Genomic DNA, 22,538 nt, shown 5'->3' with positions numbered 1-22,538 from the left:
AAGCAACGCCCTGCCCGCGACGCTGCTGCAATGAGACATACGGCGCGCGGACGGGTGCATCGCGTGACACGCCCAAATCTGCAGCCGTTTGGATACGGGTCATTTGTGTTCTTGATGTGATCCGAAAACGGCGCTTCGGGGAAGAAATCAAGACGGTGTCGGCAGCGGCGGAGCAACGCAGAGTTGCAACATCACCCATAACCGAACGGTCCGGCAGTAGTGGTCTGTAGATACAGTTTCCCATCAGTTTCTCCTCCTTCCGCCAACGTGGCGGGCCGTTAAAAAACGGCGCACAATACCCCTAACAAAGCTCCGCGGTCACAGACGACACACAAAGAACTCTACCGTCCTGAAGGGAGGATCAGCCGCAGACAGCTGCCCGCTGCCGCGCAACCGGCAGTGGTATATTCATCGGCTCTTGAGAGCCAAGCGAACACATCTTCCCCGCACAACATGTGCGTTCGATGCGGTCGCCCCCGAAACCTAAAAAACTTTGCCCCCCAGTTGGGCACGTTCTTATTACCTACCCGTTGACGTTGCTGGAAGGAAAAAATGGCAAGAATTCGCAGACGCGCCTCTTTTCCGCCTTTTTTGACACGACGGCGGCGCGGAATATGCACGCATAGGTAGCGAATTGTTTCCCATTTTAGGGTGCGAATTTCGATGGAGAGAATGATTTTTGGGGTTTTTCACTTAATTTTAATGATTTCCCAAACCCAACCTTCGACACTGTTTCGTAGGCAGACACAATAAACCATCTTTGCGATTAAATTCGGCGTGGCGGGACTGTGGCGGGGCGTAAATTCGCGATTTGGAACCAATAGTTTGCGACCGCGCCCATTTTTTCGAAAACGCCGCCAGTTTGCCAGCGCGAAACCGAATCGCAATACCACCTAAAGGATAGTCTTCGGCACCCCAAGTGGGGTGCCATATGCCGATTATTTAGGTCCGACACCACAAGTTTGACACGAGGACATGCGTTTGAGCGAACATCTGCCGCTACAACCGCAACAGGGTATTTTGGTCAAATTCGCAGCAAAATCCCACTGTCTCATGATGTTAGGGGGTGATATTTACCGCGCGACAAGTATGCTGATCCAACAGATACAGGAACATGGCATCGTCACTTGGCCTCTGCCACCACCAGAAGAAGCGTTTGATGAGCAGTCGGAAAATCAAGAATATGGAAGAGTTTGCCGCCGTTAGCGGGATCTCCCGTCCGACGCTTTCCAAGTTCTTCAACGACCCCACCAGCGTGCGTAGCAGCACCCGCAAACGGGTTGAGGCAGCGCTGGACCGATATGACTATCGGCCCAATCTTTACGCCATGAACCAGAACCGCCGTTTGACCAAGAACATCGGCGTCGTGGTGCCGCATCTGGCCGACCCTTTCTTTGCCAAGATTGCCCGCACGATCGAAGAGCACATCTTGCGGCAGGGCTTCCGGCCCGTTCTGCTCGGGTCGCACGGCAGCCCCGAGATGGAGCTGGAGAACCTCGAAAACCTGCGCATGTTGAAACCCGCGGGCGTATTGCTGGCCGCTTTCGGGCGCAGCTCTGACCACGCGCAGATCCAGACCTTTACCGAAGAGGTCCCTACCGTCCTGTTCGATGCGAACATCGATAAGGTCGGCAAGGCGTTCATAGGCTCCAACAATGAACAAAGCGTTGATCTGATCGTCGACTACCTGTGCCGCACGGGCGAGCCGCCTGCCTTTTTCGAGATGAAAGACCCGATGAACCCCAACGCCTACAAACGGCGGGCGGCCTATGTCAGGGCGATGGAACGTCTGGGCCAAACGCCGCATCTGATCCAGGTCGGTGGCGAGGGATGGGAGTTCGAAGAGATCGGGTTTCGCGAAGGCACCCGCGTGATCCGCGACCGGAGCCTGCCGTCGAAAACAATACTGTGCAGCAACGACCGTTTGGCCATCGGGCTGTTGTCCGCCATTTTCGAGGCGGGGATGAGCGTCGGGATCGAGGCAGGCCACGACTTCCGCGTCGCGGGCCATGACGACCATCCTTTCTCGCGCTTCACCTGCCCGCGCCTGACCACCGTGTCCCAAGACTACGAAGCCATTGCCGAGAAAAGCGCGACCACCCTGCTGGCGCTGATCGAGGCGGATGATTCTCTTGATTCGCGTACAGAGACGCTGTTTGACGGAAAGCTCGTGCTCAGGGGCTCTGCCTAGATTATTGAAAACACCCGTCTAAATCGCAAAACTAGACGCGCGTAAAATTCAAATTGACGCGAGTTCACCAATAGCCGTAAGCTTGTCGATAACATCTCATCAGGGAGGTAGAAGATGTTTGTTTTGAACGCGTTTCGAACGGCGACCGCCATTTCACTTTTGACGGCAGCCGCTGCTTCTGCGGATACGATCACAATCGCTACAGTCAACAACGGCGATATGATCCGGATGCAGGGTTTTACCGATGATTTTACTGCCAAAACCGGCCACGAAGTCGAATGGGTCACGCTGGAGGAGAACGTCCTGCGTCAACGTGTGACCACGGACATCACCACTAAAGGTGGGCAGTTCGACATCATGACCATCGGCATGTACGAGACCCCGATCTGGGGCAAGCAAGGCTGGCTGGTGCCGCTGGACGATCTGTCTGCAGACTATGACACCGACGACATCCTGCCCGCAATGCGCGGCGGTCTGAGCGTCGACGGTACGCTTTATGCGGCCCCTTTCTATGGCGAAAGCTCCATGATCATGTACCGTAAGGACCTGATGGAGAAAGCCGGACTGGAGATGCCCGACGCGCCCACATGGGAATTCGTCGCTGAGGCCGCCCGCGCCATGACCGACCGTGACGCCGGCATCAACGGCATCTGCCTACGTGGCAAGGCCGGTTGGGGCGAGAATATGGCGTTCCTCACCGCGACAGCAAACGCCTTTGGGGCACGCTGGTTCGACGAAAGCTGGACTGCGCAGTTTGACCAGCCCGCATGGAAAGAAACGCTTGAGTTCTATGTGAACCTGATGAACGACGCGGGCCCTCCGGGTGCGGCGAACAACGGGTTCAACGAAAACCTGTCGCTGTTCCAACAGGGCAAATGCGGCATGTGGATCGACGCGACTGTTGCGGCGTCCTTTGTGACCAACCCGACAGATTCCACCGTCGCGGATCAGGTCGGCTTTGCGCTGGCACCTGACACCGGCAAAGGCAAACGCGGCAACTGGCTGTGGGCTTGGGCGCTTGGCATCCCTGCCGGCACCGATAACGAAGCCGCCGCGAAAGAATTCATCGAATGGGCCACGTCCAAAGAGTATCTTGAACTGGTCGCCGAGAAAGACGGTTGGGCAAATGTTCCTCCCGGCACGCGGACATCGCTGTACGAAAACGCCGAATACAAAAAGGTGCCTTTCGCGCAGATGACACTGGACAGCATCCTGTCGGCTGATCCCACCGCGCCAACCGTGGATCCGGTGCCCTACGTCGGTGTGCAGTTTGCAGCTATCCCGGAGTTTGCAGGCATCGCCACACAGGTCGGACAAGAGTTCTCTGCCGCGCTGGCAGGACAACAGTCCGTCGATGAAGCCCTGGCCAACGCACAAGCGTTGACCACCGATGAGATGGAAGCCGCCGGCTACTGATCTGATCGCCCTCGGGGTCAGTCAGCAAAGCTCCCCCTTGCTGACTGGCCCCTTTTTTCCAACACGTGCATGATCGTCCGGGACGGCCCTAGCCCGTCAACGGAGGAGGTATATTCAATGGCAACGCAACACTCACGATCGGCCGCCCGTCTGATGATGGCCCCCGCTGTCGTGCTGCTTCTGGGATGGATGCTCGTCCCCCTGACGATGACGCTGTATTTTTCCTTTCGCAAATACCTGCCCCTGCGCGGCGGTGATCTGGGGTGGGTCGGCTTTGACAACTACGTCCGCTTCGTATCGTCCAGCGCCTTCTGGCCGTCGGTTCAGGCGACACTGGTGATCGTGGGCGGCGTCCTGTTCATCACCGTCGTTCTGGGTGTGTTGCTGGCCGTCTTGCTGAACCAGCCGATGTGGGGTCAAGGGATCGTTCGGATCCTCGTGATTGCCCCGTTCTTCGTGATGCCGACCGTATCGGCGCTGGTCTGGAAAAACATGTTCATGGATCCGGTCAACGGGCTGCTCGCCCACCTGTGGGGCCTGTTCGGGGCTGAACCGCTGGTGTGGCTGACCGAAGCCTCGACCCAATCCATCATTCTGATTGTCAGCTGGCAGTGGCTGCCCTTTGCGACGCTGATCCTGCTGACCGCGATCCAGTCGCTGGACAGTGAACAACTGGAGGCCGCCGAGATGGACGGCGCATCGCCGGTCAAACGCTTTGGTTTCATCACCCTGCCCCACCTGTCGCGGGCGATCACGGTGGTGGTGCTGATCCAGACGATCTTTTTGCTCTCTATCTTCGCCGAAATTTTCGTGACCACCCAAGGCGCCTTTGGCACCAAAACCCTGACCTATCTGATCTTCCAGCGCGTGCTGGAAAGCCAGAACATCGGGCTCGGCTCTGCCGGCGGTGTCTATGCCATCATCCTCGCCAATATCGTTGCCATCTTCCTGATGCGCATGGTTGGCAAGAACCTCGACGCATAAGGAGCCCGTCATGGCACGTGCAACGACCACACAACGCAAGGCTCTGAACACCGCACTCGCATGGGGCGTCGGGCTGCTGATTTTCTTCCCGATCCTCTGGACCATCCTGACCAGCTTCAAGACCGAAGCCCAGGCGATTGCAGACCCGCCGGTGTTCCTGTTCTTTGACTGGACACTAGAGAACTATGCCGCGGTGCAGGAACGCTCGAACTACGGCCGGTTCTTGTGGAATTCGGTGGTGATCGCGGGGGGCTCTACCCTTCTGGGCATCCTGATCGCCGTTCCCGCCGCCTGGTCAATGGCCTTTGTCCCCTCCAACCGGACCAAAGATATCCTGCTGTGGATGTTGTCCACAAAGATGCTGCCAGCGGTCGGGGTGCTGTATCCGATCTACCTCATCTTTATCAAAATGGGTCTGCTGGACAGCAAGCTGGGGTTGGTCGTGGTGCTGATGCTGATCAACCTGCCGATCATCATCTGGATGCTCTACACCTACTTCAAGGAAATCCCCGGAGAGATCCTTGAGGCAGCCCGTATGGATGGTGCCAGCCTGCGCGAAGAGGTGCTGTATATCCTCACGCCGATGGCGATCCCCGGCATCGCCTCCACGCTGCTCCTGAACGTGATCCTCGCCTGGAACGAAGCCTTCTGGACCCTCAACCTCGCCGCCGCCAAGGCTGCCCCTCTGACGGCCTTTATCGCCAGCTATTCCAGCCCCGAGGGGTTGTTCTACGCCAAGCTCAGCGCGGCCTCGACCATGGCCATCGCGCCGATCCTCATCCTTGGCTGGTTCAGCCAGAAACAACTTGTCAGCGGCCTGACCTTTGGCGCAGTGAAATAAGGAAACAACACCATGGGACGCATCACATTAGACAAGGTTTCCAAGCGCTTCGGTGACGTCGAAGTCATCCCGCCGCTGGACCTGACCATCGAAGACGGCGAATTCACCGTCTTTGTCGGCCCCTCGGGCTGTGGCAAATCCACCCTGCTGCGCTTGATTGCGGGGCTCGAAGATACCTCGGGCGGGCAAATCCGCATCGACAAACAGGACGCCACCCATGTGCCCCCCGCCAAGCGTGGTCTGGCAATGGTGTTCCAGTCCTACGCGCTGTATCCGCATATGTCCGTGCGCAAGAACATCGCCTTTCCGATGCGCATGGCGGGTATCCCCGTGGACGAACAGAACCGCCGCATTGATGCCGCGGCGAAAGCGCTGAACCTGACCGCCTATCTGGACCGCAAACCCGGCCAGCTGTCGGGCGGGCAACGCCAGCGTGTGGCGATTGGTCGGGCAATTGTCCGTGAACCCGCGGCCTTCCTGTTCGACGAACCGCTGTCCAACCTTGATGCGGCCTTGCGCGTGGGCATGCGGCTTGAAATCTCTGAGCTGCATAAACGGCTTGAGACGACGATGATCTACGTCACCCATGATCAGGTCGAAGCGATGACCATGGCCGACAAGATCGTGGTGCTTCAGGCCGGTGTGATCGAACAGGTCGGCTCCCCGCTTGAGCTTTACCACACACCCCGCAACACCTTTGTCGCGGGCTTTATCGGCTCGCCCAAGATGAACCTGATCTCGGGCCCCGAGGCGGCCAAACACGGTGCGCATACCATCGGCATCCGCCCTGAACACATCGACGTATCGACAACCGAAGGCACCTGGAGCGGCGTCGTCAAAGTGTCGGAGCATCTGGGGTCGGACACGTTCTTACACGTCTATGACACGGGCCTGACCGAGATGATGACCGTCCGCGCCCGCGGCGAAGTGGGCTTGCGCCACGGTGACCGAGTGTTCCTGACCCCGCGCGAGGACTCGCTTCACCGTTTCGACGCCAACGGCCTACGCATCGCATGAAGCGCCGCGTGCCCCTGCCCTTTAACTTTGCTTCCTACGAAAGCGGTCTCATGAATGAACCGACCATAACAAACACCGACGCGCCGCCTCCGGTGCCGCTGTCCCTGGACCGCCTTGGTGACCTGCCCGCCCGTATCGGCACGCCCGACTACGATCGCGCCGCGCTCACGGCGGGGATCATCCACATCGGGCTGGGCAATTTCCACCGCGCCCATCAGGCGTGGTATCTGCACAAGCTGATGCAACAGGGTCTGGCGCAGGATTGGGCGCTGATCGGCGCCGGTGTGCGGGCCTATGACAGCGCGATGCGCGAGAAGCTTAAAGTGCAGGACTATCTGACCACCTTGATCGAGCTTGCCCCCGGCCGTGTCACGGCAGAGGTCGTCGGCTCGATGATCGACTACACCCCTATCGCCGAAGATAACGCGCCGCTGATTGCCGCGATGGCGGATCCCGCGATCCGCATCGTGTCGCTGACCGTGACAAAGGGCGGCTATTTCATCGACCCCGAAACCGGCGGGCTTGATCTGACCCACGCCGATATCCAGCATGACCGCGCGCAGCCCGATCAGCCCAAGACGGTTTTCGGGGCGATCATTGCCGCGCTCAAGCTGCGGCGCGATGCGGGCCACGGTCCGTTCACGGTCCAAAGCTGCGACAACCTGCGCGGCAATGGCACCGCCACGCGCCAGGCCGTCGTGACCCTCGCCGGCCAAAGTGACACGGCGCTTGCCCAGTGGATCGATCAAAACTGCAGCTTCCCGAACTCTATGGTGGATTGCATCGTGCCCGCCACCGGCCCTGACGAAATCGCGCTGGCGCAAAGCCTTGGCGTCGATGACGCGGCACCGGTGACCCACGAGAACTACCGCCAATGGGTGATCGAAGACGACTTCTGCGCCGGACGCCCCGACTGGGACAAGGCGGGGGCGATCTTTACCGACGCGGTGCATGACTACGAGGCGATGAAAATCCGCATCCTCAACGCAGGACATCAGGTCTTGGCCAACGCCGGAGAGTTGCTGGGCCTGGAAACCATCGCCGATTGCATGGCGCACCCGTTGACCTCTGCCATGTTCCGCAAGATCGAGGCCGAGGAAATTGCCCCCTACGTCGCCGCCGTGCCCGGTCAAGACCCGGCGGCCTATGTCGAACTGATTGCCAAACGTTTCGCCAACCCCGCGATCCGCGACACCACACGGCGCGTGGCCTTTGACGGGTCATCACGGCATCCCGGATTTGTCCTGCCGGTCCTGCGCGACGCCTTGGCGGCAAAGGGCAGTTGCTCCGGTCTGGCCCTGGTAGAGGCGCTATGGGCCCGTATGTGTGCAGGCACCCGCATGGACGGGACAGAGATCGAGCCGAACGACCCGCAGTGGGCGCGCCTCAACGCTGTGGCCCTGGCCGCGCGCGAAGCGCCGCAGCTCTGGCTTGCGCAGCGTCATATCTATGGCGATTTGGCCGAGCATCAGGCCTTTGCCGAGGCGTTTGAGCACTGGCTCTCGCTCATCTGGGCAGAAGGCTGCGAGGCCGCGCTTGCGGTCTATACCGATCAGCCGGATGTGGCCGCCGCATTGGCCGGTGACCGCGCGGGGATCGGGCAATGATCCTGTGTTGCGGGGAGGCATTGATCGATATGGTCGCGGCCCCGTCGCTCGACGGGCCGGACGGGTTTGTGCCCCATTCGGGCGGCGCGGTCTTTAACACCGCCATCGCGCTTGGCCGCTTGGGGGCCCGCGCGGGCATGCTGACCGGATTGTCGCGCGATATGTTCGGCGATCAGCTCGCCGATGCGCTGAAGGCCAGTGACGTGGACACCACGCATATCATCCGCTCTGATCGTCCTAGCACATTGGCTTTTGTGAAACTTGAAGATGGGCAGGCAAGCTATTCATTCTTCGACGAAAACTCCGCCGGTCGGATGATCCGCGCCGAGGATATGCCAGCGCTGCCAAGCGATATCACCGCGCTTTTCTTTGGCGGTATCAGCCTTGCCAGCGATCCCAGTGCCAGCGCATATGCAGCCTTGCTGGAACGTCAGGGCGGGCCGCGGGCGGTGATGATCGACCCCAACATCCGCCCACTGTTTATCACTGACGCGGACGGCTACCGCCGCCGGATGGCGGCGATGATCAGCCAGGCGGATATCGTCAAAGTCTCGGACGAGGATCTTAACTGGCTGAACCCCGCCCCGTTGACGCAGGCCGAAAAGATCAGCGCAATGCTCGACACCGGCCCGTCGGTCGTGATTGTCACCCAAGGGGCCGAGGGTGCCATCGCAACGCTTGCAGACGGCACATCCATCACGGTGCCCGCGGTAAAGACCAACGTCGTCGATACAATCGGTGCCGGTGATACGTTCAATGCGGGATTTCTGGCGAAGCTGTCCGAACTGGACCTGCTGACGCCCGCAGCCCTTGGCACGCTTGATCCCGACGCTTTGCGCGACGCGATGACTTATGGTGCCCGCGTCGCCGCCATCACAGTGTCACGCGCCGGTGCCAACCCGCCTTGGGCGAACGAGCTTTAACGCCAACCACACCCCCAGACGATCCCTTTCGCAAAGCCGCGCAGCAATTCCCTGCGCGGCTTTTGATATGCAACGAACAAGAGGACGCGACATCGCCAAAGCTGCAAAAGCAACCTTTACACCTATCGACGATCGAAACTGAATTTTACGGAAAGCCTTGCAAGAACAAGGTGGTACCCAAGGCCGGACTCGAACCGGCACGCCTCGCGGCGGGGGATTTTGAATCCCCTGCGTCTACCATTCCGCCACTTGGGCACAATGGGGGTCTGTTACCGTGCCACGCGCCCCACGGCAAGAGCAATTTTACCGCTTTTGCTTGACCCCGTCCGATTGTTCTGGTGTTGCCATTGAACAGAAAACAATACCGGAGACCGCAGTATGATCCGACGGCTATATGACTGGGTTCTGGGCCTGGCAAACCACCCGCACGCGCTTTGGGCCCTTGCGGTTGTGGCATTCCTTGAAAGCTCTGTTTTTCCCATTCCGCCGGATGTGCTGATGATCCCGATGATCCTTGCGCGCCCGAACCGCGCATGGCTCATCGCGGGGATCGCGCTGGTCGCCTCGGTCTTGGGGGGCCTGCTGGGATACGCCATCGGTGCGCTGGCATTTGAACAACTGGGCCAACCGATCCTTGCCAGCCTTGGCAAAGGCGACGCGATGGCGGCATTCTCGGACCGGTTCAACGGCGTCGGCTTCTGGGCTGTGCTGACCGCAGGCGTCACCCCCTTCCCCTACAAGGTGATCACGATCATGTCGGGGTGGACGGGGATGCCGCTGGCGACCTTTATCGTGACTTCGATCCTTGCGCGCGCGCTGCGGTTCTTCATCGTGGCGGCGTTGCTGTGGAAATTTGGCGCACCTATCCGCGACTTTATTGAACGCCGTCTGCCTTTGGTATTTACGGTCTTTGTCGTGCTGCTGTTCGGCAGCTTCTTCTTGCTGAGGTATCTGTGATGACGCGAAACACCTATGTCCTGATCGCTACGCTGGGGTCTGCTGCGCTGCTGTTGGGGGCCTTTGGGTTCCAACACATCGGCGGCTATGCGCCTTGCAAAATGTGCCTATGGCAGCGGTGGCCCCATGCGGCGGCGATTGCCATCGGGGTGATCGTGCTCTTTGGTGCCCCGCGGGCGTTGATCTGGCTGGGCGCGCTGTCGGTGGCGATCACGGGGCTGATCGGGGTTTATCATGCGGGGGTGGAATGGAAATTCTGGCCCGGTCCGTCGTCCTGCACAGGCGGCGGCATGGATCTTGGCGCGATGAGCGGCAGCGATCTTCTGTCCACCAGCGCGCCGTCCGGTCTGGTTATGTGTGATGACATCGTTTGGCAGCTTTTCGGTCTGTCCATGGCGGGTTGGAACGCGGTCATTTGCGCCATCCTGCTGGCGTTCTGGGTCTCTGCCGCGCGCACGCCGCGCTGAACCATCTTGCAGGCCGCTCTAGGAGGCGGCCTGCCCTGCCTTGCGCGTCTTGAGCAAAAGGCTCGTCTCGCTCGCGACCACCCCGTCGAGCTTGCGGATGCGGGCCAGAACCTCGTCGAACTCCTCAAGCGTTTTGGTGCCGATCTCGACGATCACATCCCATCTGCCATTGGTCGAATGCACGGCACGCAACGCCGCCATACCGGCCAGCGTGCGGGTGATGCGGTCAGCGCCGCGGCCCTCGATCTCGATCATCATCAATCCGCGCACCGGATCGGCACGCACGTCCGAGCGCGTCACGACGGTAAAGCCCAAGATCTCTCCGCTTTGTTGCAAACGGGCGAGACGCGCACGCACGGTGGTACGTGACAGCCGCAAGGCCGCTGCCAGATCAGACAGAGACGCCCGCGCGTCGTCGCGCAGCGCTGCCAGAATTGCTTCGTCCGTTGTGTCCATTTTGGCTGTCCAGTTTGGTCAAATTATCTCCGATTTGGTCACTTTAGATGATTGTTTCTGACCAGACCAGCTAGATATCGTCTTGGAAACGTTGACGAAAGGATCTCACCCATGTCTGGACAAAACTGTATTCTTCTTGGGGCCCCGCTGGATAGCGGCAAGCGCCGGTTGGGCTGTGTGATGGGCCCCGATGCCTATCGTACCGCAGGGTTGGCGGGCGCGCTGACCGATCTGGGCCATAGCGTTACAGACCGTGGCAATGTCGCGCCCGCGCCCTTCACGCCCGGCCAGCACCCGAAACTGCACGCGCTTGAGGAAACCATCGCCTGGACTCACAGTCTGGCCGAGGCCACCCAAGCCGCCTTGCAGGACGGTACCCCGATCATCATGGGCGGCGATCATGCGCTTGCCTCCGGCACCGTCCTGGGCGCGATGCGCCATGCGCAGGCGCAGGAACGCCCCCTGTTTGTGCTGTGGCTGGACGCGCATAGCGATTTCCACACGCCCGAAAGCACCGACAGCGGCAACTTGCATGGCACCCCTTTGGGCTATGTGACAGGGCGCGAAGGCTTTGATGCCTTCCCCGATCTTCCCTACCCGCTGCCGCACGATAATATCGCCATCATCGGCCTGCGCTCCGTCGACGCGGCAGAGCGTGCAGCCCTGCAGGAAACCACCATCCAGCGCGTCGACATGCGCGAGATCGACGAGACGGGCATCGCCACGCCGCTGAACACCTTCCTTGAAAAGGTCGCTGCGGCGAACGGGATGCTGCATGTCTCGCTCGATGTGGATTTCCTTGATCCGTCCGTTGCCCCCGCGGTTGGCACGACTGTCCCTGGCGGTGCGACCGTGCGCGAAGGCCATCTGGTGATGGAAATGCTGCATGACAGCGGGCTGATGACCTCGCTTGATTTGGTAGAGCTGAACCCCTTCCTGGATGAACGGGGCCGCACCGCGCAGCTGATGGTCGATCTGGCCGCCTCTGCCTTTGGCCGCCGCGTATTCGACCGCCCCACCCGCGCCTATTGATTTGAGTAAAGGACCACGACCATGACCAATCTGACCCCCTCTGACAAGGCGCTGGTGCCCTTCGTTTCCGTCGACAATATGATGAAGCTGATCCACCACATCGGGATTGAACCCATGCTGATCGGGCTTGGGGAGTATATCGAGGCGGATTTCAAACGGTGGGAGCTGTTTGACAAGACCCCGCGCGTGGCCAGCCATTCGGAACAGGGCGTGATCGAGCTGATGCCGACTTCGGACGGCGAGGTCTACGGGTTCAAATACGTGAATGGCCACCCCTCGAACACGGCGGAGGGGTTGCAGACCGTGACCGCCTTTGGCCTGCTGGCGAATGTGGCCAACGGTTATCCTGTGCTGCTATCCGAGATGACGATGCTGACGGCGCTGCGCACGGCGGCGACCTCTGCCGTGGTGGCGCGGTTGCTGGCCCCCAAGGGCGCGCATGTCATGGCGATGATCGGCAACGGGGCGCAATCCGAATTCCAGACCCTCGCCATGAAGGCCATCGTCGGCATCGACGAGGTGCGTCTGTACGACATCGACAAAGATGCCACCGCCAAATGCGCCGCCAACCTGCAAGGTCTGGGCATCAAGGTCGTGCCCTGCGACACCGCGGAAGAAGCGATGCTGGGCGCGCAGATCGTCACCACATGCACGGCGGACAAGCAATATGCCACCATCCTGACGGATAATATGGTCGGCAGCGGCATCCACATCAACGCCATCGGCGGCGACTGTCCGGGCAAGACCGAACTGGCCCCCGCGATCCTGCACCGCGCAGGGATTTTTGTGGAATACCCCGAACAGACCCGGATCGAGGGAGAGATACAGCAGCTTGAACCGGATCACCCTGTGACCGAAATCTGGCAGGTGTTGACCGGTCAGGCGCAGGGGCGCACCGATGACAAGCAGATCACCCTGTTCGACAGCGTCGGCTTTGCGATCGAGGATTTCTCGGCGCTGCGCTATGTGCGCGACCAGATCAAAGCGACCGATCTGTTCGACCCGCTTGACCTGCTGGCCGACCCCGAAGACCCGCGGGATCTGTTCGGCATGTTGCAACGGGCCAAGTAACGGCGAAGTAAAGACGAAGTCAGCCTATTTCGGCGCGGTCACATCATGGTGGTACAGCCAGTTGAACGCGCCGACCATCGCCCAGGGTGCAAGGGTGCTGCCCAGCTTTAGCCCCAAATGCGCGGCCGACCGCAAAGGCCCGGGTCGCAAGTGATAGCGCGCGGCATTGCCTGCCGCCGCTTTGACGACGCGGGTAACACGGGGTTGACGCAGGCTTTGATAACGGGCGAGCGCCTGTTCTGCGGGGTGGTTCAGCACGCTGTCGGCCAGCACCCATGCATCTTCAAGCGCCATATTGGCGCCCTGCGCTAGGAACGGCAGTGTCGGATGCGCGGCATCCCCCAGCAAGACAACCCCGCCCTGATGCCACGTCTGCGCAACCGGATGCAGGTGGAGCCCCCAAAGCGTGCAGGCCTCAGCCGCATTGATCATCGCGGCAGCCCGCCCGCCAAAACCCACAAAGGCGTTTCGCAGGTTTGCCGGATCGTCCGCATGGTTCCAGCCTTCGGCGGCCCAGCTTTCACGCTCTTCCACCGCGACCAGATTGACCAGCCGCCCGCCCCGCAAAGGGTAGCTGACCAGATGCCGGCCCGGCCCCATGGTGACATGGGCCTCGTCTGGGTGGTTGAAATCATTGCGCACAACCGCGCGCCACGCGACCTGACCGGTGAACTTTGCCTGATCCGTGCCATTCAACACCGCTCGCGCGCGGCTGTGTATCCCGCTGGCATCAACGATCAGCTCTGCCCGTCGGCGCGACCCATCGGTCAGGCGCAGTTGCGGTGTGGCACCGGGGGTCACCTCTGCCACCTCGGCCCCGAGCTCTACCGTCACATTGCCCCGTTTGGCCGCGCCCAGCAGGATGTCCACCAGATCGGCGCGATGCACGAACATATAGGGATATGCGCCCTGCCCGCGCATCAGGTCCAACCGCGCCACCCGCGCGCCGGCCTTGTAATCCTGCAAGACCACCGCCTGCCCGCGCACCGCCGCGCGTTCGGTCAGCTTCGCCTCAAGCCCCATGGCCCGCAACACCGCGATACCGTTAGGGCTGATCTGGAGACCGGCGCCGACCTCGGTGATCGCCGGAGCCTGCTCCAGCAGCGTGACAGCCATACCGCGGCGCGACAAAGCCGCTGCGGCGGCCAAGCCGCCGATACCCCCACCAATAACGATTGCGTTGCCGATGCCCATTTTGCTTTAGCCTGTCTTGCCAGCTTCATACACAAAAGCGCCGGGCTCTCACCGCGGCGCTTTCATTATCATTCTCGCGCAAATGCCGTCATTTGCGGCCCGTTACCGGACGATCAATCGTCGCGGTGGACTTTCTCGCGGCGCTCGTGACGCTCTTGCGCCTCAAGGCTCATCGTGGCGATTGGACGCGCATCCAGACGTTTCAGCGAAATCGGCTCTCCGGTGACAGAGCAGTAGCCGAATTCACCCTCATCGATGCGGCGCAGCGCTCCGTCGATCTTGCTGACCAATTTGCGGGCGCGGTCCCGTGTGCGCAGTTCCAGCGCGCGGTCCGTTTCCTCGGAGGCGCGATCGTTCACATCGGGGATGTTGCGTGTCCCGTCTTGCAAGCCCTCGATCGTGTCTCGGCTTCCCGCCAGCAGCTCGGCTTTCCAGTTCAATAGTTTGCGTCTGAAGTATTCGACTTGCCGATCATTCATGAACGGCTCGTCTTCGGCAGGTGTATAACCATCCGCCAAAAAAACTTCCTGCTTCATATCATTCCCCATCGCGGTCTTAAATCCTGTCATGAAGGCGCGTCTCCCGACATCACTCCCGTGGCGTGCATCTAACGCAGCGTTAGCGGATTGTCACTACACAATGCTTATGTTTGTTGGTTTAAGGACCAAGAATAGCGCGTTGAAGAAGGTTGAAAACAAGATGAAATTCCAAGGTACTCAAGATTACGTCGCCACAGATGACCTCACGATTGCGGTGAATGCAGCTGTAACGCTGGAACGACCTCTGCTTGTAAAAGGTGAGCCCGGCACAGGTAAAACGGAACTTGCCCGACAAGTGTCAGCCGCCCTTGGCCTGCCCATGATCGAATGGAACATCAAATCGACCACCCGTGCGCAACAGGGTCTATACGAATATGACGCCGTCAGCCGCCTGCGCGACAGCCAGCTTGGCGAAGAGCGTGTGCATGATGTGAAAAACTACATCCGCAAGGGCAAGCTGTGGCAGGCGTTTGAGGCCGAAGGCAAAACCGTGTTGCTGATCGACGAGATCGACAAGGCCGACATCGAATTTCCCAACGACCTTTTGCAAGAGCTCGATAAGATGGAGTTCTTCGTCTACGAGACAGGCGAGACGATCAAAGCCGAAAACCGCCCCATCGTCATCATCACCTCGAACAACGAAAAAGAGCTGCCCGACGCTTTTTTGCGCCGCTGCTTCTTCCACTACATCCAGTTCCCCGAGATGGACACACTGCGCAAGATCGTCGAGGTCCACCACCCCGGCATCAAGGAATCCCTGTTGACCACGGCGCTGACCCAATTCTACGAAATTCGCGAACAGCAAGGGCTGAAGAAAAAACCGTCCACGTCGGAAGTGCTGGATTGGCTCAAGCTGTTGCTGGCCGAAGATATGGATGCCGCCGATCTGAAAAAAGACGGCAAGTCGGCCCTGCCAAAGTTGCACGGTGCGCTGCTGAAAAACGAACAGGACGTGCATCTGTTCGAACGGCTTGCCTTTATGGCACGCGCGCAAAAGTGACCCCCAAGGGGCGCGGTGCGCCGCGCCCCGATCCCGCATAAAGCGAACATCCAACCGCCCGCGCGTTATTTCACGGCTGCAAACGCGCATGTCCTATTTGTGACGTCTAAGCAACGATGGTCATAAGCCTGCCTTATTTGTTAACATTTTTCTCTGTTTTGACATGGTTGCTCCCTAGAATGGTCTGGATGGCGGGCGAAAAACACCTGTAATTAGCTCAAAAGGGCAGTCAGGTAGATGATGGATATGATTTTTGCACCGTTCGTGCGCCGCGTGTTGGAGACTGTTAAAGTTGTCCTCGCGGTCCCTGCACCTGCCACAACGGGGTCGCATCCATGAAGAAATACCTTTTGCTGCCCTTGATGCTGGCGATCAGCGCCTGCGTTCCGGCCTCGCATCCCGGTGTGGTGACCCGCGCCGCGATGGAACCCGCCTCAACCTCTTCTTTGCCCGCGATGAAACGGTTCACCGTGCATCAATCGCTGCCGGCACCGCGCTCCAACAACGACCTCAGCCTCGATTTCATCGAACTGTCGTTCCGCATGGAAAGCGGCAAGGAGCTCCCCGTTTTCACCCGTTTCGAAGGTCCGGTCACCGTACGCGTCATCGGTGCACCGCCTCCGACCCTTGGCCCCGATCTGACCGCGCTGCTCAATCGCTTGCGGCAAGAGGCCCGGATCGACATCAGCCCCACCAGCGGCCCGAATGCCAATATCACCGTCGAAGCTGTCAGCCGTCGCACCATCAGCAAGGTGCTACCCCAAGCCGCATGTTTTGTGGCCCCGAATGTCAGCAGCCTTGATGAATACAAGAAAGTCCGCCGCACCGCGCAGACCAACTGGTCCTTGCTCAAAACCCGCAGCCGCGTGTCGATCTTCATCCCGAATGACGCCAGCCCGCAAGAGGTCCGCGATTGTCTGCACGAAGAACTGGCCCAAGCGCTTGGTCCGCTCAACGATCTGTATCGCCTGCCGGATTCTGTCTTTAACGACGACAACGTGCATACGGTGCTGACCGGATTTGATATGATGATCCTGCGCGCCTACTACGATCCGGCGCTGCGGTCGGGCATGACACGGGGCCAGGTGGCAAACGCCCTGCCGGGTATTCTGGCACGGATCAATCCGGGTGGCACATCGACCAAAGCACGCTTTCTGACCCGCACCCCCCGCGCCTGGAATGCCGCCGTTCAGGGCGCACTCGGGCCCGGACGCTCCAGCGGGCAACGCCAGGACGCGGCCTATAGCGCCATCAAGATCGCACAAAGCCTGGGCTGGCAGGATCACCGCCGCGCGTTTGCCCATTACGCCATGGGGCGCGCGTTACAATCGGGTGATGCTGAAGCCGCGCATGAACAATACAAGATGTCCGACCTCTTCTACGCCCGCACCCCCGGCACTGATCTGCACCGCGCCTATGTGGCGACGCAACTGGGGGCCTATTCGGTCTCCAAGGGTCAGGGTGCCGAAGCGCTACGTCTGATCGCGCCGCATATCGACACCGCACGTCGCCGCGAGAACGCCGCCCTGCTCAGCACCCTGCTGTTGCTGCGTGCCGAAGCGCTCGAGCTTGAGAACCGCGCGGCCGAGGCACAGGCCGTCAGGGTGGACAGTTTGGGCTGGGCACGGTACGGATTTGGCTCTGACTGGGCTGTGCGGGCCAAAATGCGCGAGATCGCGTCGCTTAACCCGCTCAAATAACTAGCGAAACGGGTTAAAATGATCGTCATACTTCTCGCCGTGATCGGCGCTGTTATCGGGGGGCTGACCGCCCGTAAACGCAACGGCAACCGCAAGGATATCGCACAATACGCGGCCGGGTTTGCGATGGCCTTTATCATCGTCGGCATGATCCTTACAGTCGTTCTGGACCGAGTCCTAACCGGAGCGTAATTCATGTTTCTGCCGTTCTTTGACCAACTGCGCCAGCACAAGGTGCCGGTGTCCATGCGCGAGTTTCTCGCCTTTCTCGACGGGATGGCAGCCGGGCTCGCGACCTATGATGTCGATGCCTTCTACTATCTCGCGCGCACCAGCATGGTCAAAGACGAACGCAACATCGACAAGTTCGACCGCGCCTTTGCGGCTGCCTTCTCGGGCCTCGAAAATATCAGCCTCGACGATGTGATGGAGGCCGTGGACATCCCGCACGAGTGGCTGGAAAAAATGGCCGAAAAGCACCTCACCCCCGAGGAAAAGGCCGAGATCGAGGCCGCGGGCGGTTTTGACAAGCTGATGGAGACGCTGCGCAAACGGCTCGAGGAACAGAAAGGCCGCCATCAGGGGGGCAATAAATGGGTTGGCACCGCAGGCACCTCGCCCTTCGGTGCCTATGGCTACAACCCCGAAGGCGTGCGCATCGGCCAGAATGAATCGCGTCACCAGCGCGCGGTCAAGGTCTGGGACAAACGCGAATTCAAGAACCTCGACGATACGGTCGAACTGGGCACCCGCAACATCAAGGTCGCGCTGAAACGTCTGCGCCGGTGGGCCCGTGACGGCGCGAATGACGAACTTGATCTGGGCGGCACCATCCGTGCGACCGCCGAACACGGCTACCTCGATGTCAAAACCCGCCCCGAGCGGCGCAACGCGGTCAAGGTGCTGCTGTTCCTGGATGTGGGTGGCTCTATGGACCCGCATATCAAAACCGTCGAAGAATTGTTCAGCGCCGCCAAGTCCGAATTCAAACACCTCGAACACTTCTACTTCCACAACTGCCTGTATGAAGGCGTCTGGCGCGACAACCGCCGCCGCTGGACGGAACAGCTGGACACGATGGAAGTGCTGCGCACCTACGGCCCGGATTACAAATGCATTTTCGTGGGCGACGCGTCCATGTCCCCTTACGAAATCGCCTACCCCGGTGGCGCCAATGAACACTGGAACGCCGAGGCCGGATCGGTCTGGCTCTCTCGGGCGCGCGAACAATGGAACAGCAACCTCTGGATCAACCCGATCCCCGAGAAATACTGGCCCTACACACAATCCATCAAAATGGTGCAGGAAATCTTCGGCGCAGAGGCAATGGTGCCTATGACCCTCGAGGGGCTGAGCCGCGGGATGAAGACCCTGACCCGGTAATCAGCCGCCACCCCACCACAGATCGGAACATTCCACCGCGCCCCGCGTTTTCATCATGAACCCAAATGGTGAAAGGAATTCCCATGATCAAGAAATCAGGCTCCGCAAAATGGACAGGCAACCTCAAAGAGGGCAACGGCCATGTCTCCACCCAGACCGGCGTGATCAGCGACCAGCCCTACGGCTTTAACACCCGTTTCGAAGGCAAAGACGGTACCAACCCCGAAGAGCTGATCGGCGCGGCCCATGCGTCCTGTTTCTCTATGGCGCTGTCGATGATCCTTGAAGACTACGATCTGGTCGCCGATAGCATCGAAACCAAGGCCACGGTCTTCCTTGAACAAAAAGACGGCGGCTTCCATGTGCCGAAGATTCACCTTGATGTAGAATGTGTCATCCCCAATGCCACACAAGAGCAGTTCGAAGAGGCGACCAAAACCGCCAAGGAGAACTGCCCCATCTCCAAACTGATGACTGCCGAAATCACGATGGACGCAAAACTGTCCTGACCCTACCCCAGGGGCCGCGCCCGCCCGCGGCCCCTAACACGACCCCTTCACCCTTTTCCCAAATACTCATTCCACCCTTGCACCCCGCGTACCGGCGTCCATATTGGGTGGATGATCCGCATCCTCCCCATACTTCTCGCCGTGCTCTACGGGCTTGCCATGTATCGGTTTTCTGCTTGGCGCACCGCGAAGGAGCTGGATGACAAATCGACTGAACTGCTCGACCCTGCCCTGCGCGAGATGACATCGAAACTGGCCAGCGCCCTCGATCTGCCGCGGATCAAGGTCCATATCTACGAAGTCGCCCCCGTCAATGGTCTTGCCGCCCCCGATGGGCGGATCTTCATTACCCGCGGTTTTTACGAGAAATTCAAATCCGGTGCCGTCACCGCCGAGGAGCTCGCGAGCGTGATTGCACATGAGCTCGGCCATGTGGCCTTGGGGCATTCACGAAGACGGATGATCGATTTTTCTGGGCAGAACGCCATGCGCGCGGCGCTTGGGATGATCTTGGGGCGTATCCTCCCCGGTGTCGGCATCTGGATCGCCAATATGCTGGCGACGCTCCTGGCCGCGCGGCTGTCGCGCAGCGACGAATACGAGGCAGACGCCTATGCTGCTGCCCTGCTGACCAAAGCGGGTATCGGCATCGCGCCACAGATTTCCTTGTTCGAGAAGCTGGAGGCGCTGACCCAAAGCAACCACGGCACCGCCCCCGCCTGGCTGCTGAGCCACCCGAAGACCGCAGACAGGATCGGCGCGCTCACGGCGCTGCAATCCGCCTGGGACCGTTAACCAAGCGCCTTTGCCAGCCGCGGCAGCCGTGCTTTCTTCAGCAACGGTCGCATCTCCCACGGGTGGCCTGACAGGCGGCGTGCCTCTTCCAGAACATGGGCGGCTACAGCTTCCATCACCTGCGGCTGCGCCAGCCAGACGCCGTGCAGATAGCTGTCGGGATCGACCCGCGCCAACCCTTCTTCAGCCAGGGTGCCACGGGGGAAATCCTTGGCATTCAGTGTCATGATAATATCGGCGTGGCCGGTGATCGCGGCGGCCAGCACGTGCACGTCGTTTTCATCCGGCAGGTACAGCCGTGCCGCCACACCGGGGCTCGGGGGCACTTCCGCCTTGGGCCAGGCGGCGCGCAGCAAGGCGATCTCTGCGCGGGCCTGTGCCTCGCCCTCGGGGCCAAGCTTGATCGCGGCGCGCGCCCATTCTTCCAACAGGCGCGCGGACCACAGCGGTTCAAACACCCCCGCCCGCGCCGCGCCCATCACCATCTCGCGCATGACGGTTGGATAGAGCACGCAAGCGTCGATCAGGATGCGCAGCGCCATTACAGGCGGAAGAACAACGACTTGAGGTATCCCGTCTCGGCCAGTTGCGGCAGCTGAGGGTGGTCAGGTCCGGCGAAACCGGTATGCAGCAGCGCCGCGCGCCGCCCCGCACGACCGATACCGCGCACGGATGCGGTGCGGAACTGCGTCAGATCCGCCGCATGGGAACAGGAACACAGACCCAGCACGCCGTTTTCGGTCACCAGTTGCGCCGCCAGACGCGCCACACGTTCATAGGCGCGCAGACCGGCTTCAAGCGCGGGTTTACCGGGGGCAAAGGCGGGCGGATCGCAGATCACCACGTCAAACTCTTCGCCCTCGGCCCGCAGTGCGGTCAGGATGTCAAAGGCATCGCCCTGGCGCGTGGCAAAACGGTCCGTGACGCCCATAGCCTCCGCGCCCTGCTGCGCCAGCTCAAGCGCGGGTGCCGATCCGTCGACCGCAACCGCAGAAGACGCGCCATTTGCCAGCGCGGCGAGTGAGAACCCGCCAACATGGGCGAAGACATCCAGCACGCGTTTGCCTTTGGACAGGTTCGCCGCGAAGGCGTGGTTCGGGCGTTGGTCGTAGAACAGGCCGGTTTTCTGGCCGCCGGTGAGGTCAGCCATATAGATAGCACCGTTCATCGGCACTTGCACAGGCGCGCTTGGTGCCTCGCCGTGCAACACTCCGCTTACGTCATCCAGCCCTTCAAGGCTGCGGGTCCGGCCCGACGCGTTCTTGAGCACGTGGCGCACGCCGGTTTGTTCCACCAGCGCTGCTGTCAGCGCATCGATATGCACATCGGCCCATGCGGCATTGGCCTGAATGACGGCCGTATCGCCAAAGCGGTCGATGACCACACCGGGCAACCCATCGGCTTCGGCGTGGATCAACCGGTAATAGGGCGCGTCATACATCTGGTCACGCAGTTGCACGGCGCGATTGATATGGGCCTCGAACCAGTTCTGGTTCACCACGGCTTCGGCGTTCTGGTCCAGCATCCGGCAGAAGATCTTGGAGGCCGGGTTCACCGCGACCACCCCCATCACCTGACGGGCGCTGTCTTCCAGCAGCGCGAGACTGCCGGGCGCAAGCGCCTTGGTGCGTCGGTCGGTGACCATTTCATTGGCATAGACCCAAGGAAACCCGTGCCGGATGGCGCGGGCATTCGCCTTGGGCAGCAGGCGCACCACGGGCAAATCGGAAGGGTCGGTCGAAGCGGGAGGGGAAAGGGGCGTTGTCATACCGCCCCCATTAGTCGGTTCCGCGCGTTTGGGGAAGCGCAGAGTTCGATTGCTGCCTTAATAGGCGGCAAGTTTCGTGCGTTTATAGCTGCCCGGCGTGGCGAGCTGCTGTTCAATCGCACGGGCCAGATCATGGATCATCACCGCATTGTCCGGCTGCGCCTCTGCGACGGGGGGCGCAAAGCTGCTCAGCTCTACCGCGACCTGACGGGGTTCGGCCAACGGGTTGCCATTGCGCGCATCGACGACGGTCAGGATAAACTCTGCCGACGGGGCTTCTGAGGCGGGGTTGTAGAACCGCAAGACCTCGACCTCCAGCGCGGCGGGCACGGGACCATAGGCGGTCACTGCCCCCTGGCGGATCGCGGCCTCGAAGATCGCGCGAACCTGATCGCGGCGGTCAGTGTCTGCTTCGCCATGCCAGACGATGTCAGCCGATTGCAGCAGGCTTGGCGCTTGTGCGACCCGCAGGTGATCGGGCACAGAGACGTTGGTGTGCTGGATATGCACCGCGTCCAGCAACGTATCGGGCTGGTAGGCGTTCAGATTGTCCAGCAAGGACATGCGGGTCGAGGATGTGTCATACATCGCATTCCGGCTGGCAATATCCGCCGGTGCACAACCGGACACGGCAGCGGCACAGGCCAAAGCGATCAACAGTTTATGATGTTTCATTTACCCCTCCAAA

At 60.5% G+C, this 22,538-nt stretch carries 24 protein-coding genes and 1 tRNA gene; 18 read left to right on the top strand and 7 right to left on the bottom strand.

Translation table 11 applies throughout. From position 1 onward, the window contains the following. The first annotated feature begins 981 nt into the window (after positions 1-981). The 8 genes from SJY36_RS07945 to SJY36_RS07910 all read left to right on the top strand — a co-directional run bounded on the left by SJY36_RS07945 (position 982) and on the right by SJY36_RS07910 (position 8,979). Positions 982-1,206 (top strand): hypothetical protein, encoded by a 225-nt coding sequence (locus tag SJY36_RS07945; RefSeq protein WP_386174116.1) that lies wholly within the window; start codon positions 982-984, stop codon positions 1,204-1,206. Then, on the top strand, positions 1,160-2,191 hold the full coding sequence (locus tag SJY36_RS07940; protein WP_037944213.1) for a LacI family DNA-binding transcriptional regulator: 1,032 nt from the start codon (positions 1,160-1,162) through the stop codon (positions 2,189-2,191). Before SJY36_RS07945 ends, SJY36_RS07940 begins: the two co-directional genes overlap by 47 nt. Before the next feature lie 114 nt (positions 2,192-2,305). Beyond that, positions 2,306-3,607: a sugar ABC transporter substrate-binding protein gene (locus tag SJY36_RS07935; protein ID WP_005853363.1), complete on the top strand. Its 1,302-nt coding sequence runs from the start codon at positions 2,306-2,308 to the stop codon at positions 3,605-3,607. A gap of 117 nt (positions 3,608-3,724) precedes the next feature. Beyond that, complete coding sequence (locus SJY36_RS07930; protein WP_005853360.1) at positions 3,725-4,591, top strand: carbohydrate ABC transporter permease; 867 nt, start codon at positions 3,725-3,727, stop codon at positions 4,589-4,591. A gap of 10 nt (positions 4,592-4,601) precedes the next feature. Next, entirely contained in the window at positions 4,602-5,432 is an 831-nt protein-coding gene (locus SJY36_RS07925) for a carbohydrate ABC transporter permease (protein WP_005853358.1), read from the top strand. 12 nt (positions 5,433-5,444) lie between these two features. Further along, positions 5,445-6,449, top strand: coding sequence for an ABC transporter ATP-binding protein (locus SJY36_RS07920; RefSeq protein WP_386174111.1), 1,005 nt, complete (start codon positions 5,445-5,447; stop codon positions 6,447-6,449). Positions 6,450-6,499: 50 nt separating this feature from the next. Next, entirely contained in the window at positions 6,500-8,056 is a 1,557-nt protein-coding gene (locus SJY36_RS07915; RefSeq protein ID WP_386174108.1) for a mannitol dehydrogenase family protein, read from the top strand. Beyond that, positions 8,053-8,979: a carbohydrate kinase gene (locus SJY36_RS07910; RefSeq protein ID WP_386174105.1), complete on the top strand. Its 927-nt coding sequence runs from the start codon at positions 8,053-8,055 to the stop codon at positions 8,977-8,979. Before SJY36_RS07915 ends, SJY36_RS07910 begins: the two co-directional genes overlap by 4 nt. Before the next feature lie 171 nt (positions 8,980-9,150). Here SJY36_RS07910 and SJY36_RS07905 read toward each other — a convergent pair. Continuing rightward, positions 9,151-9,234: transfer RNA gene (locus SJY36_RS07905), tRNA-Leu, on the bottom strand. Positions 9,235-9,357: 123 nt separating this feature from the next. On the opposite strand from SJY36_RS07905, the gene SJY36_RS07900 reads away from it, so the two are divergent. Continuing rightward, complete coding sequence (locus SJY36_RS07900; protein WP_009826966.1) at positions 9,358-9,936, top strand: YqaA family protein; 579 nt, start codon at positions 9,358-9,360, stop codon at positions 9,934-9,936. Continuing rightward, entirely contained in the window at positions 9,936-10,403 is a 468-nt protein-coding gene (locus tag SJY36_RS07895) for a disulfide bond formation protein B (RefSeq protein WP_353627860.1), read from the top strand. Before SJY36_RS07900 ends, SJY36_RS07895 begins: the two co-directional genes overlap by 1 nt. Before the next feature lie 18 nt (positions 10,404-10,421). On the opposite strand, the gene SJY36_RS07890 is transcribed toward SJY36_RS07895, so the two are convergent. Further along, positions 10,422-10,859, bottom strand: a complete 438-nt coding sequence (locus SJY36_RS07890; RefSeq protein ID WP_037944188.1) for an Lrp/AsnC family transcriptional regulator — start codon at positions 10,857-10,859, stop codon at positions 10,422-10,424. Positions 10,860-10,970: 111 nt separating this feature from the next. Here SJY36_RS07890 and rocF point away from each other — a divergent pair, with 111 nt between their 5' ends. Next, positions 10,971-11,891 (top strand): arginase, encoded by a 921-nt coding sequence (gene rocF / locus SJY36_RS07885; protein ID WP_386174100.1) that lies wholly within the window; start codon positions 10,971-10,973, stop codon positions 11,889-11,891. Between the two features lie 21 nt (positions 11,892-11,912). Then, on the top strand, positions 11,913-12,962 hold the full coding sequence (locus SJY36_RS07880; protein ID WP_184582176.1) for an ornithine cyclodeaminase: 1,050 nt from the start codon (positions 11,913-11,915) through the stop codon (positions 12,960-12,962). A gap of 24 nt (positions 12,963-12,986) precedes the next feature. On the opposite strand, the gene SJY36_RS07875 is transcribed toward SJY36_RS07880, so the two are convergent. Both SJY36_RS07875 and dksA read right to left on the bottom strand, forming a co-directional pair. Next, positions 12,987-14,156 carry an FAD-dependent monooxygenase gene (locus SJY36_RS07875; protein WP_386174096.1) on the bottom strand — a complete coding sequence of 390 codons (1,170 nt, stop codon included), beginning with the start codon at positions 14,154-14,156 and terminating at the stop codon, positions 12,987-12,989. A 113-nt stretch (positions 14,157-14,269) separates the two neighbouring features. Then, positions 14,270-14,692, bottom strand: a complete 423-nt coding sequence (dksA, locus tag SJY36_RS07870) for an RNA polymerase-binding protein DksA (protein ID WP_037945012.1) — start codon at positions 14,690-14,692, stop codon at positions 14,270-14,272. Between the two features lie 163 nt (positions 14,693-14,855). Here dksA and SJY36_RS07865 point away from each other — a divergent pair, with 163 nt between their 5' ends. The 6 genes from SJY36_RS07865 (at position 14,856) to SJY36_RS07840 (ending at position 20,082) form a co-directional block, all read left to right on the top strand. After that, positions 14,856-15,695, top strand: a complete 840-nt coding sequence (locus SJY36_RS07865; RefSeq protein WP_037945011.1) for a MoxR family ATPase — start codon at positions 14,856-14,858, stop codon at positions 15,693-15,695. 335 nt (positions 15,696-16,030) lie between these two features. Continuing rightward, positions 16,031-17,395, top strand: coding sequence for a DUF2927 domain-containing protein (locus SJY36_RS07860; RefSeq protein ID WP_132996657.1), 1,365 nt, complete (start codon positions 16,031-16,033; stop codon positions 17,393-17,395). Between the two features lie 18 nt (positions 17,396-17,413). Next, on the top strand, positions 17,414-17,587 hold the full coding sequence (locus SJY36_RS07855; RefSeq protein WP_005853331.1) for a hypothetical protein: 174 nt from the start codon (positions 17,414-17,416) through the stop codon (positions 17,585-17,587). A 3-nt stretch (positions 17,588-17,590) separates the two neighbouring features. After that, entirely contained in the window at positions 17,591-18,778 is a 1,188-nt protein-coding gene (locus SJY36_RS07850; protein ID WP_009826960.1) for a VWA domain-containing protein, read from the top strand. Between the two features lie 83 nt (positions 18,779-18,861). Further along, entirely contained in the window at positions 18,862-19,287 is a 426-nt protein-coding gene (locus tag SJY36_RS07845; RefSeq protein ID WP_386174091.1) for an OsmC family protein, read from the top strand. Positions 19,288-19,398: 111 nt separating this feature from the next. Next, positions 19,399-20,082, top strand: coding sequence for a M48 family metalloprotease (locus SJY36_RS07840; RefSeq protein ID WP_180827641.1), 684 nt, complete (start codon positions 19,399-19,401; stop codon positions 20,080-20,082). On the opposite strand, the gene SJY36_RS07835 is transcribed toward SJY36_RS07840, so the two are convergent. Genes SJY36_RS07835 through SJY36_RS07825 form a run of 3 tightly spaced genes read right to left on the bottom strand, consistent with a single transcriptional unit; the run spans position 20,079 to position 22,525 of the window. Continuing rightward, entirely contained in the window at positions 20,079-20,624 is a 546-nt protein-coding gene (locus SJY36_RS07835; RefSeq protein ID WP_037944182.1) for an RSP_2648 family PIN domain-containing protein, read from the bottom strand. The genes SJY36_RS07840 and SJY36_RS07835 overlap by 4 nt on opposite strands. Continuing rightward, on the bottom strand, positions 20,624-21,850 hold the full coding sequence (locus SJY36_RS07830; protein ID WP_386174086.1) for an RSP_2647 family RNA methyltransferase: 1,227 nt from the start codon (positions 21,848-21,850) through the stop codon (positions 20,624-20,626). The genes SJY36_RS07835 and SJY36_RS07830 overlap by 1 nt, the downstream gene beginning before the upstream one ends. Before the next feature lie 57 nt (positions 21,851-21,907). Then, positions 21,908-22,525: a DUF6778 family protein gene (locus SJY36_RS07825; protein ID WP_005853320.1), complete on the bottom strand. Its 618-nt coding sequence runs from the start codon at positions 22,523-22,525 to the stop codon at positions 21,908-21,910. Between the last annotated feature and the right edge of the window lie 13 nt (positions 22,526-22,538).

Source organism: Sulfitobacter sp. R86518 (genome assembly GCF_042466275.1).
Taxonomy (GTDB): Bacteria; Pseudomonadota; Alphaproteobacteria; order Rhodobacterales; family Rhodobacteraceae; genus Sulfitobacter; species Sulfitobacter pontiacus.
Note: the sequence above shows the minus strand (reverse complement) of the source record. Positions and strands in the feature narration are given on the sequence as shown.

Coding starts and splice junctions, on each gene's coding strand:
- SJY36_RS07940 (WP_037944213.1), top strand. CDS start 1,160: ATGAGCAGTCGGAAAATCAAGAATATGGAAGAGTTTGCCGCCGTTAGC.
- SJY36_RS07935 (WP_005853363.1), top strand. CDS start 2,306: ATGTTTGTTTTGAACGCGTTTCGAACGGCGACCGCCATTTCACTTTTG.
- SJY36_RS07930 (WP_005853360.1), top strand. CDS start 3,725: ATGGCAACGCAACACTCACGATCGGCCGCCCGTCTGATGATGGCCCCC.
- SJY36_RS07925 (WP_005853358.1), top strand. CDS start 4,602: ATGGCACGTGCAACGACCACACAACGCAAGGCTCTGAACACCGCACTC.
- SJY36_RS07920 (WP_386174111.1), top strand. CDS start 5,445: ATGGGACGCATCACATTAGACAAGGTTTCCAAGCGCTTCGGTGACGTC.
- SJY36_RS07915 (WP_386174108.1), top strand. CDS start 6,500: ATGAATGAACCGACCATAACAAACACCGACGCGCCGCCTCCGGTGCCG.
- SJY36_RS07910 (WP_386174105.1), top strand. CDS start 8,053: ATGATCCTGTGTTGCGGGGAGGCATTGATCGATATGGTCGCGGCCCCG.
- SJY36_RS07900 (WP_009826966.1), top strand. CDS start 9,358: ATGATCCGACGGCTATATGACTGGGTTCTGGGCCTGGCAAACCACCCG.
- SJY36_RS07895 (WP_353627860.1), top strand. CDS start 9,936: ATGACGCGAAACACCTATGTCCTGATCGCTACGCTGGGGTCTGCTGCG.
- SJY36_RS07890 (WP_037944188.1), bottom strand. CDS start 10,859: ATGGACACAACGGACGAAGCAATTCTGGCAGCGCTGCGCGACGACGCG.
- rocF (WP_386174100.1), top strand. CDS start 10,971: ATGTCTGGACAAAACTGTATTCTTCTTGGGGCCCCGCTGGATAGCGGC.
- SJY36_RS07880 (WP_184582176.1), top strand. CDS start 11,913: ATGACCAATCTGACCCCCTCTGACAAGGCGCTGGTGCCCTTCGTTTCC.
- SJY36_RS07875 (WP_386174096.1), bottom strand. CDS start 14,156: ATGGGCATCGGCAACGCAATCGTTATTGGTGGGGGTATCGGCGGCTTG.
- dksA (WP_037945012.1), bottom strand. CDS start 14,692: ATGAAGCAGGAAGTTTTTTTGGCGGATGGTTATACACCTGCCGAAGAC.
- SJY36_RS07865 (WP_037945011.1), top strand. CDS start 14,856: ATGAAATTCCAAGGTACTCAAGATTACGTCGCCACAGATGACCTCACG.
- SJY36_RS07860 (WP_132996657.1), top strand. CDS start 16,031: ATGAAGAAATACCTTTTGCTGCCCTTGATGCTGGCGATCAGCGCCTGC.
- SJY36_RS07855 (WP_005853331.1), top strand. CDS start 17,414: ATGATCGTCATACTTCTCGCCGTGATCGGCGCTGTTATCGGGGGGCTG.
- SJY36_RS07850 (WP_009826960.1), top strand. CDS start 17,591: ATGTTTCTGCCGTTCTTTGACCAACTGCGCCAGCACAAGGTGCCGGTG.
- SJY36_RS07845 (WP_386174091.1), top strand. CDS start 18,862: ATGATCAAGAAATCAGGCTCCGCAAAATGGACAGGCAACCTCAAAGAG.
- SJY36_RS07840 (WP_180827641.1), top strand. CDS start 19,399: ATGATCCGCATCCTCCCCATACTTCTCGCCGTGCTCTACGGGCTTGCC.
- SJY36_RS07835 (WP_037944182.1), bottom strand. CDS start 20,624: ATGGCGCTGCGCATCCTGATCGACGCTTGCGTGCTCTATCCAACCGTC.
- SJY36_RS07830 (WP_386174086.1), bottom strand. CDS start 21,850: ATGACAACGCCCCTTTCCCCTCCCGCTTCGACCGACCCTTCCGATTTG.
- SJY36_RS07825 (WP_005853320.1), bottom strand. CDS start 22,525: ATGAAACATCATAAACTGTTGATCGCTTTGGCCTGTGCCGCTGCCGTG.